Origin of the sequence: Flavobacterium sp. (assembly GCF_031363805.1) — a bacterium.
Lineage (GTDB): Bacteria > Bacteroidota > Bacteroidia > Flavobacteriales > Flavobacteriaceae > Flavobacterium.
Map to the genome: position 1 here is coordinate 1 of NZ_JANLVD010000124.1, position 10596 is coordinate 10596.

A 10596-nucleotide genomic window follows, 5' to 3' on the forward strand; every position below is an offset into this window, starting at 1 on the left:
TTATACTATATTTTTTCTTTTTTTATTTTCCTTGTGCATCCAAGCTCAGGAAAGTAAGGAATCTTTGTTGAGTGGTAAAAATCAAGAGCAACCTTTCGAAAATTTAAACATATATCCAAATCCAGTAGGCAATGGTCGTATTTTTATTACCTCAAAAACCAGCGCAGAAAAAGAAATAGAAATATTTGATGTGCTAGGCAAGCGCGTGTTGCAAATTTCAATAACTACAAAAGAACTCAATGTAGCTTCACTATCTCCTGGCGTTTATATCATAAAAATAAAAGAAGGCGAACAGCGCGCCACTAGAAAACTGATCATTAAATAATTTTAAAATTTTTCTTAGAAAAGCTACCAATCAAATTGTTAGAAAAGGAATTATTTGAGATTTAATAATTATTTTACATACGTTTGTTTTTAGTTAATCAATTAACATACTATCTTTGTAGCTTATATTTTAAATAAAATAAAAATGAAAAAAATTTACACTTTAAGTTTATTATTGGCTTGTACTTTGTCTTTTGGGCAATTAACTGAGGATTTTAGTGGAACAGGTTTTCTAACGGCTAATGGTTGGGCAAATCATAATGGTTTAACAAATCAGTTGTCTATTACTTCTGGATCATTATCATATGCAGGTATTTCTAACTCTGGTAATAAAGTAAGTTTTGTTGCTGCAAATACAGAGGATGTTCACAAACTTTTACCTACAGCAATTACTACCGTTGCATATTATTCTGCAATTGTAAATATGCCAAATACTACAAACCTTATAGCAACAGCAACAGGAGAATATTCTATATCTTTTGGTTCTGGTCCATCAACAGCAACCAGCGCAGGAAGTTTAAATGGAAGAATATATTTCAAAGCTGGAGCAGCTCCAAATACTTTTAATATAGGAATTTTGAATGGAAGTGGTGGAACTGCAGCTCCAACATTTGTTGCAACAGATTTCGCCATAAATACACCTCTTTTTTTAGTAGTTAAGTATGTTTTAGCATCAAATACAGCAAGTTTATTTGTAAATCCTTCAGTTGGTGCAGTTGAACCAGCTGGATCCGTAACAAATAATACAGGAACAACTGCTGCTCCAACTCAAATAGCTAATATAGCTTTAAGACAGGCAGGATCTACAGTAAATACAACTGGAAATGTTGAATTTGATGCAATTAGAGTTGCTGATAATTGGGCATATGTTACTGGTGCTACGTTAAGCATCAAACAAAACTCAATCTCAGGATTAAGAGTTTACCCAAACCCAGCCAAAAACAATTTGTTTATTTCATCAGATAATAACGAAGTAAAACAAGTTGAAGTTTATAATGTATTGGGCAAAGTAGTTTTAAATACCAAAGTGACTAATGCTCCAGTAAACATTTCAGCAATTGCCGCTGGTGTTTATGTTGTAAAAATTACTGAAGCTGGAAAAACAGCTACAAGAAAATTAGTTATTGAATAATCAATAATTCAATAATTCAAAAAGCGCTAACGAGAGTTGGCGCTTTTTTTATTTACAACCGGGTTTTTAATTCAAAAAATAAACCTTAATTCAGCTATGTTTACTTTTCCTTTTTTAAATACCTTTGCAAAAAATAATTTTTGATTCCAATTCCCGACATATTTAATATTTCTACCCAAAAGCAATTTGAAAAAATAGCCTTGAAAGTTTTTCGTTTCCAACACGAAAATAATCAGGTCTACCAAGATTTCTGCAATCATTTAAAAGTTGATAGCAGAAAAGTAAAATCATTGCAACAAATACCATTTTTGCCTATTGCTTTTTTCAAAAGTCATGAAGTTTTATCCAATTCAAATCCAGTTCAAACCATATTTACAAGTAGCGGAACCACCGGACAAATAACGAGCAAACATTTGGTTACAAATCTTTCTATTTATGAAGAAAGTTATCTCAAAGCTTTCTCCCAATTTTATGGAGATATTGAAAATTATGTTGTTTTGGCATTGCTTCCATCTTATTTAGAGCGTGAAGGTTCTTCATTAATTTATATGGTGGACGATTTAATTAAAAAAACAAATAATCCAGAAAGTGGTTTTTACCTTCATAATTATGATGCGTTAATTCAAAAATTGGAATTACTTGAAAAACAAGGACAGAATACTATTTTAATTGGTGTGACTTATGCTTTATTGAATTTGTTGGAAATACAAAAATTCAAACTTAAAAACACCATCATCATGGAAACTGGCGGTATGAAAGGCAAACGAAAAGAAATCATTCGGGAAGAATTGCACCAACAACTTTCCAATGGTTTTGGCATAAATGCCATTCATTCAGAATATGGCATGACAGAATTATTATCGCAAGCTTATTCCCTTGGGAATGGCGTTTTCGAATGTCCAAACTGGATGCAAATTCTTATTCGAGATACTGAAGATGCTTTGACTTATGTAGAAAATGGCAAAACAGGCGGTATTAATGTTATTGATTTGGCCAATGTAAATTCCTGTTCATTTATTGCGACACAAGATCTAGGAAAATTAAATTCAAATAAAACTTTTGAGGTTTTAGGAAGATTCGATAATTCTGATATTCGTGGTTGCAATTTAATGGTTTTGTAGTTTTCAAAAATTTATAAATTTTAAAAATAAAAAATGCGGTTTACTTACATATTACTTCTATTTTCAATCATAACTTTCTCTCAAAATAAACCTTTAGAAGTGAAAATTAATTCCATTACCTTTAAAGATTTGAAACCCAACATAAGAAAGTATACGATAGATTATCAGATTGAAAATCTAACCAATCAAGAAATTTCTTTTTTTCTGACTCCAAATACATTAATTGCAAATGCTGCAAGTTCAATGACATTGTTTCCTGTTTATAAAATATATATCAACAGTGAATTCACTCCATTGGATGGTCCTTTTTTTGAAAAGTATGGCATCGATTGGGAAGCTTTTCGTGAAACCAATAAAAATTTAACCACGACAGAGTTTAAAGAATTGGCACAAAAAACTTACGATGCTTTTCAAAATACAAATAAAGCTATTATTGAAAATTATAAAAAAGGAGGTGGTAAAATTTACGATGATCATTGGATTTTGCAAAATGATAATTTGATGAAATCAAAAATTACCTTAAAACCAAACGAAATCAGATTGTTTGAAATTCAAACCAATTGGGACAAAGATCGCTATTTCAAACAAGACGATTTGGAATATTATCTTGACGAAAAAGACAATTATGAATTTGAATTGATACTCGATTTAAAGAAAACGGCGTTCCAAAATCAATTATCAGAAGAAGAATTTTCCGCAATAGAAAAAGACAAGAGTTTCATACAAGGAATTTTTACTTCAAATAAAATTCTTATCGATTTCAAATAATCAGAAATGCAAAACCCTCACATTTCTGCAAGGGTTTTAATCTAATATCTAAAATCTAATATCTAGTATTGAACTAGTATCTATAATACTCAGGTTTAAATGGCCCTTCAACACCTACGCCAATATAATCGGCTTGGTCTTTACGCAAAGTTTCCAATTCAACACCTAATTTTGCAAGGTGCAAGAAAGCCACTTTTTCGTCCAAGTGCTTCGGCAACATATATACTTCATTATTGTAGTTTGCAGAATTTTTCCATAATTCAATTTGAGCCAAAGTTTGGTTTGTAAACGAGTTACTCATTACAAAACTTGGGTGACCAGTAGCACAACCTAAGTTTACCAAACGACCTTCTGCCAAAACTAGAATCTCTACACCATCAATCGTATATTTATCAACTTGTGGTTTGATTTCAACTTTTGTGTTACCGTAGTTTGTGTTCAACCAAGCCATATCAATTTCGTTATCAAAATGTCCAATGTTACACACGATAGTTTTGTCTTTCATCATTCTGAAATCTTTTTCCATCACGATGTCTTTGTTTCCAGTAGTTGTAATTACAATATCGGCGTTAGCCACAACTGTCGATAATTTTTTTACTTCAAAACCATCCATAGCCGCTTGTAAAGCACAAATTGGATCAACTTCAGTTACAGTAACAATAGATCCAGCGCCTCTAAAAGAAGCTGCAGTCCCTTTTCCAACATCGCCATAACCACAAACAACAACACGTTTTGCAGCTAGCATAACATCAGTTGCACGACGCACAGCATCTACAGCAGATTCTTTACAACCATATTTGTTATCAAATTTCGATTTAGTAACCGAATCATTTACATTGATTGCTGGCATAAACAAAGTTCCAGCTTTCATTCTTTCGTAAAGTCTATGAACACCAGTAGTAGTTTCTTCCGACAAACCTTTGATTCCAGGAATTAATTCTGGGTAACGGTCAAAAACCATGTTGGTCAAATCGCCACCATCGTCCAAAATCATATTCAATGGTTTTCTATCTTCACCAAAGAATAAGGTTTGCTCAATACACCAATCAAAATCAGGCTCATTCAAACCTTTCCAAGCATAAACCTGTATTCCCGCAGCAGCAATTGCAGCAGCAGCTTGATCTTGCGTAGAAAAAATGTTACAAGAAGACCAAGTAACTTCTGCACCAAGAGCAATCAAAGTTTCAATTAAAACCGCAGTCTGAATCGTCATGTGCAAACAACCTGCAATACGAGCACCTGCAAGTGGTTGTTCGTTTTTGTATTCCGCACGAAGCGCCATCAGTCCTGGCATTTCGGCTTCTGCTAGTTCAATTTCTTTTCTTCCCCAAGCCGCTAGAGAAATATCTTTTACTTTAAAAGCCACATAAGGCATAGTTTGTGTACTCATATTTATGGTATATTTGTATTTAAATTTTTTGCAAATTTACATACTAAAGTTGGTAATTAAAAAATATTTGTTAATTATTATATCTTGTTTAATTATGTAAATATTTGAAAATTAAATAATTATTTGGAGCTATTTCCCGCTATCCGTTGCAATCTGTCATTGCGAGGAACGAAGCAATCTTACGATTTGATTGCTTCGTTCTTCGCAATGACAGGATTTCCACTGCTATCGGGGCTAATAATCAACATTTTAGTATGCCTTTACATTCCATCATCAATCATAATCTTACAACCCAAATTTACGTTTGGAAAATCGAAGAAACCTTCGAAGACCTCTTCGATGAAGTTGCGCTAAATGATGTTAATCTTATTCGTTTAAATACGATGAAATCCGAGCAACACCAACGAGGTTTTCTTAGCGTTCGCAAACTCTTGCAAGAATCTGGCTTAACCGATTTTGATTTACACTATACTCAAGACGGCAAACCCTATTTAAAAAACGGAAAATTTATATCAATATCGCATTCTCACGAATTTTCAGCAATTATTATTAGTGAACAAGCTGTTGGAATCGATTTGGAAATTCAAAAAGAAAAAGCGCTAAAAATTGCTTCCCGTTTTATGGATATTTCTCATTTGGAAAACCTTTCTCAAACCGATAAAATCAAAAAAGCAACCATAGTTTGGGGAATTAAAGAAACTATTTTCAAAATCAAAAACGAGAAAGGCATCAGTTTTCCTAACCATATTTTTGAATCCGAATTTTCATTATCAGACCAAAAAGCAACGGCTCAATTACGCTTTGATAATCTAATCGAAGATTTCAATATTCACTTTGAAGAAATAGAAGATTATATTTTGGTTTATGCTTTTCAGGCTTAAAATAACAACAAATTCGTTATTTTAGAATTCGCAAAATATGTTTATATTTGTAAAAATGAATCGTTATGAACACATCATCAAAAAAACCAGTTTTTAAATCTGCCGACGAAATCATCCGTTTAATGTTGGAAAGCAAAAAACAATCCAAAATTGAAAGTCAGGAGTTTGCAAAAACTCAGGAATTTCAAGATATGTTAGTAAGGTTACGAGCCATGAAAAAGAAAAAAAATGCACTATGAATTTGAATTTCGTGGTGGTTTAAACAATAATTATGGTTTTGAAACTGAATTAGGAATTGTTTACGAAGTAAAATTTCGACCTTCAAATTATTTGTTTGGAGACGAAACGACAGTTTATGCAAACCATATTTATGAGTTTATTATAGAAATTGTTTACAATCCATTAGGCAAAAATCCGCCGTTGGATAAGTTAATATCTAAAACCATTTCCGAAATTATTAAAGATTTTTATTATAAAAAAGATGGTTCGGTTTGTATTTATATTTGTGATTCTTCCGATGGAAGACAAGAATTAAGACGAAGAAAATTCGACGATTGGTTTTATTCCGAAGAATATGGTTTAATCAAAATTGATGAAAAAATTCGCGATTCAAAAGGAAATGTTTACCCAATTTCATTAATAATTCAAAGAGAAAACCCGTATTTTATAGAAATTATTGATGGTTTTAGAAAAATTGCAATAGAAAATAATGAGAATAAATAATGTCGTTAATGAATACCTAAATCCAATAATGACAAATATTTACAATCAAATTCTTCAATCTAAAGAAAGTAATCAAAAACTTCTCGCCATTCTCCTCGATCCTGACAAAGTCGATTTAGAAAATATCAACATTTTATCTCAAAAAATAAACCTATCACCCGCCACACATATCTTCATCGGCGGAAGCCAAGTAAATAGTAATGTTATTGATGAATTAATCATTAAAATCAAAGAAATTTGCCATTTGCCAATTGTGCTTTTCCCTGGAAATCCTTCGCAAATTTCAAAAAAAGCCGATGCGATTTTATTTCTAACGTTACTTTCTGGTCGAAATCCAGATTATTTAATCGAACATCAAGTAAATGCTGTTCCAATTATTAAAAAAACAAATTTAGAAATTATTTCTACAGGTTACATTCTTATTGAAAGCGAAACAGAAACTGCTGTACAACTTGTCAGTAATACAAAACCATTAGACAGAAACAACCTAGATTATGTGCTGCAAACCTCACAAGCAGGCGAAATGTTAGGCAACAAACTCATTTATCTCGAAGCAGGAAGTGGAGCAAAATTGGCAGTTCCGTTAAAAATGATTACTTTGGTTTCTCAAAACATCAATATTCCTGTTATTGTTGGTGGCGGCATTCGTTCCTTATCTGAAATTGAAAGAGCGCACAACGCTGGCGCTGATTTAGTTGTCATTGGAACCGCTTTTGAAAACAATTTGAATTTTTTTAATAATTAAGGAAATTCGTAAATCCTAAATCCTAATTCGTAAATTTTAAAATGATAGACTTTTTTCTTAACGCCTACAAAAACGCTTCTACTACGCAAATTATTTTAGAATTTATAGCTTTTGTATTTGGAATTGCAAGTGTTTGGTTTGCCAGAAAAGAAAATATTTTAGTTTATCCAACAGGTTTAGTTGCTACTATAATTACAACTTATTTGCTTTTTATCGCAGGATATTTGGGCGATATGATGATTAATTTTTACTTTTCGATAATGAGTATTTATGGTTGGTTTAATTGGTCTCGGAAAAACAATACAAAAGATAATTTGCCTATTTCAAGAACCAATGATAAGCAAAAAGCAATCGGAATTTTACTTTTTTTAATTACAATTATTGTAGTTTTCTGCATTTATAATTATTTTGATTACAAAATAAAAACAGAAAACTATTTTGATATGTTGGCCGCTGGAATATTTTTTACGGCCATGTGGTATATGGCATTGAAGAAAATAGAAAATTGGATACTTTGGATTATTGGTAACTTAATAGTAATTCCGCTTTATGCTTATCGTGAGCTGGGAATGTTATCTTTACAATATATTATTTTTACAATTTTGGCCGTATGGGCATATTTAGAATGGAGGAAAATCTTAAAATAAAAAATAGCTTAATTGAAAATCAATCGTTAACCGACATTCATTTCAAGCAATTGGAAAATTTCGGTATCAATTTAAACAAAATTGCGTTTGAACTTCAATTATTCAACACTGGAATTCCAAAAGCAGTTTTAGAAAGTGCTGCCACAAAAAATGATGGCATATTAATTTTTTCTTTGGAGGAAATGGATCGGCTTGCCATTAAATTTGACACTTCAAAATCCAATTTTAGTCTTGAAAAATTTGTGCCTGCTTCGGGTGCTGCTAGTAGAATGTTTAAGTTTTTAAGTGAATTTTTACTTGAGTTTAATCGAGAGCATGAATCAATTAATGCTTATATAAATCGCAAAAACGATACTTCACTATCTGCATTTATAATTGGAATGGACAAATTTCCTTTTTTTAAATCTGTTCACAACAGATTAAAAGAAAAATATCCTGATTTTGATTCTTGGAAACGCGATGATAAAAATTATTTTTTCATTAAATTTTTATTAGACAAAACCGAATTCGATTATGCAAATAAACCCAAAGGAATATTGCCTTTTCATGTTTATCCAAACAAAATTGAAACTGCAATAGAAGAACATTTGAAAGAAGCATCGTTGTACGCACAATCTAATGGAATCTCGAAGATACATTTCACCATTTCGGGAGAACATCAAAATAACTTTGAAGAAATAGTTTCGCAAAGCGAATTAAAAAATATACAAGTAACTTATTCTGAACAACATAAAAATACAGATACAATTGCTGTTGATTATCACAATAATTTATTAAAAGAAAACAACCAATTGGTTTTTCGACCTGGTGGTCACGGCGCGCTTATTTACAATTTAAATGAAATAGATTCTGATATTGTTTTTATAAAAAATATTGATAATGTGAGCCATAATAATTTAAGCGAAATTGCATTTTATAAAAAAGTCTTAGCGGGTTATTTGTTGGAAATTCAAAATACAATTTTTAGTAATTTAGAAAAGTTAAATAATGATTTTGTTGATGATAATTTGCTCAATAAAATTCAAATTTTTATAGAAAATAAATTAAATGTATCATTATCTAAAGAGTTTAAAAATTACAAAAAAGAAAGCCAAATTGAATATATAAAAAGTATTTTGGATAGACCAATTAGAGTTTGTGGCATGGTAAAAAATGAAAATGAACCTGGTGGAGGCCCTTTTTGGATTCGAGATTATGAAGGAAATAAATCACTGCAAATTGTAGAAAGTTCCCAAATTGATATTTTGAATGAGAATCAACTACGTATTTTTAAATCGGCTACTCATTTTAATCCTGTAGATATTGTTTGTGGACTTAAAAATTGCAAAAATGAGAAGTTCAATTTGTTAGATTTTATCGATAATAATAGTGGTTTTATTGTCGAAAAAAGCAAAAACGGAATCAATTATAAAGCCTACGAATTACCCGGTTTATGGAATGGTGCCATGGCAAAATGGATTACTATTTTTGTAGAAGTGCCTTTGAGTACATTTAATCCAGTCAAAACTGTGAATGATTTATTAAAAACCAACCACCAACCTTTTTAATTTTGGAAATAGAAAAGATCATACAAGAATTGCAATATAAAGCTGTAAGAAGCAGCGGAGCTGGCGGTCAAAATGTAAATAAAGTATCTAGTAAAGTAGTGCTTAATTTTGATTTGAATGCATCTAAAGCATTATCTGAAGAAGAAAAAGAGCTTATTTTATTCAAATTATCTTCAAGATTAACTTCCGAAAACATTTTGATTTTAAATTGTGATGAAGACAGAAGTCAAATTAAAAACAAGGCGATTGTTACTAAAAGATTTTTAGAAATAATTAAAAATGCCTTAATAGTTCCAAAAATAAGAAAAGCAACAAGAATTCCAAAATCTGTTATTCGAAAAAGAATTAAAGACAAGAAAAATATTTCTGAAGTAAAAAACAACAGAAAAAAGCCTAATTTAGATTGATATCATTCAATTTTAAATTTCTTAATATTAAATGGTATCAATCTAAACTTAACCTAAAACTAAATTATTCTTTCGGCTTTATAAATGAATAAACTGGAATTCCCAAACCAACAATAAGCAATCCTAAACCTGTACTTTTGGTATCGTAAATCAATAATGTTATGCATATTAAAGATGTGATTACAATATAAATAGCAGGAATTATTGGATAACCAAAGGCTTTGTATGGTCTTTCTGCATTTGGTTCTTTTTTACGCAGAATAAAAATCCCATAAATGGTCAGAATATAAAATAATAAAGAAGCAAAAGTAGAGTAGGTAAGTAAGTCGCCATATTTCCCAGAAATACACAACACACATGCCCAAATACACTGAAACCACAGTGCTTTGGCGGGCACATTATTTCTATTCAAATGGCTAGCTTCTTTAAAAAACAGTCCATCTTTTGACATGGCATAAAAAAGTCTTCCACCAGAAAGAATTAGTCCAGAATTGCATCCAAAGGTTGAAACCATAATCAAACCAGCCATAACAAATACACCAATATTTCCCATAATGACATTTGCAGCCGCTGCGCCAACTCTGTCTTGAGCAGCAAACATAATTCCATTGTTCGCTACAGATTCTCCAATTGGAGTTCCATTTATGGGAAGCAATGCCAGATAAGCAATATTGGCCAGGATATAAATAATTGTTACAATCAATGTTCCAAGAAACAAACTTCTAGGAATATTCTTTTTTGGATCTTTAATTTCACCAGCAATAAAGGTAACATTGTTCCAAGCATCGCTAGAGAATAAGGAGTTAATTATTGTTGCGCCCATCGCACCAAGCAATGCAATTCCTGCCAATTTGGTTACCGTAACTGTTCCGTCTTGGTTCAAAACAGTTTTGGATGCTTCCCACATATTG

Annotated in this window: 13 protein-coding genes; 11 read left to right on the forward strand and 2 right to left on the reverse strand. The window is 31.3% G+C overall.

Annotated elements, in window-relative coordinates; genetic code table 11:
• From RMN92_RS07225 to RMN92_RS07240, 4 genes are all read left to right on the forward strand, one after another.
• A partial coding sequence (locus tag RMN92_RS07225) for a T9SS type A sorting domain-containing protein (RefSeq protein ID WP_409024850.1) occupies positions 1-325 on the forward strand: 325 nt, incomplete at its 5' end.
• Between the two features lie 144 nt (positions 326-469).
• A complete protein-coding gene (locus tag RMN92_RS07230) occupies positions 470-1456 on the forward strand; it encodes a T9SS type A sorting domain-containing protein (protein ID WP_309608791.1) in 987 nt (328 codons plus the stop codon).
• 140 nt (positions 1457-1596) lie between these two features.
• Positions 1597-2577, forward strand: coding sequence for an acyl transferase (locus tag RMN92_RS07235; RefSeq protein WP_309608792.1), 981 nt, complete (start codon positions 1597-1599; stop codon positions 2575-2577).
• 33 nt (positions 2578-2610) lie between these two features.
• Positions 2611-3345, forward strand: a complete 735-nt coding sequence (locus tag RMN92_RS07240) for a hypothetical protein (RefSeq protein WP_309608793.1) — start codon at positions 2611-2613, stop codon at positions 3343-3345.
• Positions 3346-3418: 73 nt separating this feature from the next.
• Here RMN92_RS07240 and ahcY read toward each other — a convergent pair whose 3' ends face one another.
• Entirely contained in the window at positions 3419-4735 is a 1317-nt protein-coding gene (gene ahcY / locus RMN92_RS07245; RefSeq protein WP_309608794.1) for an adenosylhomocysteinase, read from the reverse strand.
• Between the two features lie 254 nt (positions 4736-4989).
• On the opposite strand from ahcY, the gene RMN92_RS07250 reads away from it, so the two are divergent.
• The 7 genes from RMN92_RS07250 to arfB all read left to right on the forward strand — a co-directional run bounded on the left by RMN92_RS07250 (position 4990) and on the right by arfB (position 9685).
• The gene (locus RMN92_RS07250) at positions 4990-5616 is read left to right on the forward strand and encodes a 4'-phosphopantetheinyl transferase superfamily protein (RefSeq protein WP_309608795.1); all 627 of its coding nucleotides are present in this window, start codon (positions 4990-4992) and stop codon (positions 5614-5616) included.
• A gap of 65 nt (positions 5617-5681) precedes the next feature.
• Complete coding sequence (locus tag RMN92_RS07255; RefSeq protein WP_309608796.1) at positions 5682-5855, forward strand: hypothetical protein; 174 nt, start codon at positions 5682-5684, stop codon at positions 5853-5855.
• A complete protein-coding gene (locus tag RMN92_RS07260; RefSeq protein ID WP_309608797.1) occupies positions 5845-6339 on the forward strand; it encodes a DUF6169 family protein in 495 nt (164 codons plus the stop codon). Before RMN92_RS07255 ends, RMN92_RS07260 begins: the two co-directional genes overlap by 11 nt.
• Positions 6340-6367: 28 nt before the next feature.
• Complete coding sequence (locus RMN92_RS07265; protein WP_309608803.1) at positions 6368-7084, forward strand: geranylgeranylglyceryl/heptaprenylglyceryl phosphate synthase; 717 nt, start codon at positions 6368-6370, stop codon at positions 7082-7084.
• 41 nt (positions 7085-7125) lie between these two features.
• Positions 7126-7731 carry a nicotinamide riboside transporter PnuC gene (gene pnuC, locus RMN92_RS07270; RefSeq protein WP_309608798.1) on the forward strand — a complete coding sequence of 202 codons (606 nt, stop codon included), beginning with the start codon at positions 7126-7128 and terminating at the stop codon, positions 7729-7731.
• A complete protein-coding gene (locus tag RMN92_RS07275) occupies positions 7695-9278 on the forward strand; it encodes a DUF4301 family protein (protein WP_309608799.1) in 1584 nt (527 codons plus the stop codon). Before pnuC ends, RMN92_RS07275 begins: the two co-directional genes overlap by 37 nt.
• Positions 9279-9280: 2 nt before the next feature.
• Positions 9281-9685, forward strand: a complete 405-nt coding sequence (arfB, locus tag RMN92_RS07280) for an alternative ribosome rescue aminoacyl-tRNA hydrolase ArfB (RefSeq protein WP_309608800.1) — start codon at positions 9281-9283, stop codon at positions 9683-9685.
• 64 nt (positions 9686-9749) lie between these two features.
• Here the strand turns inward: arfB and RMN92_RS07285 are convergent.
• Positions 9750-10596, reverse strand: an 847-nt coding sequence (locus RMN92_RS07285) for an APC family permease (protein WP_309608801.1), incomplete at its 5' end; no start/stop codon positions are given.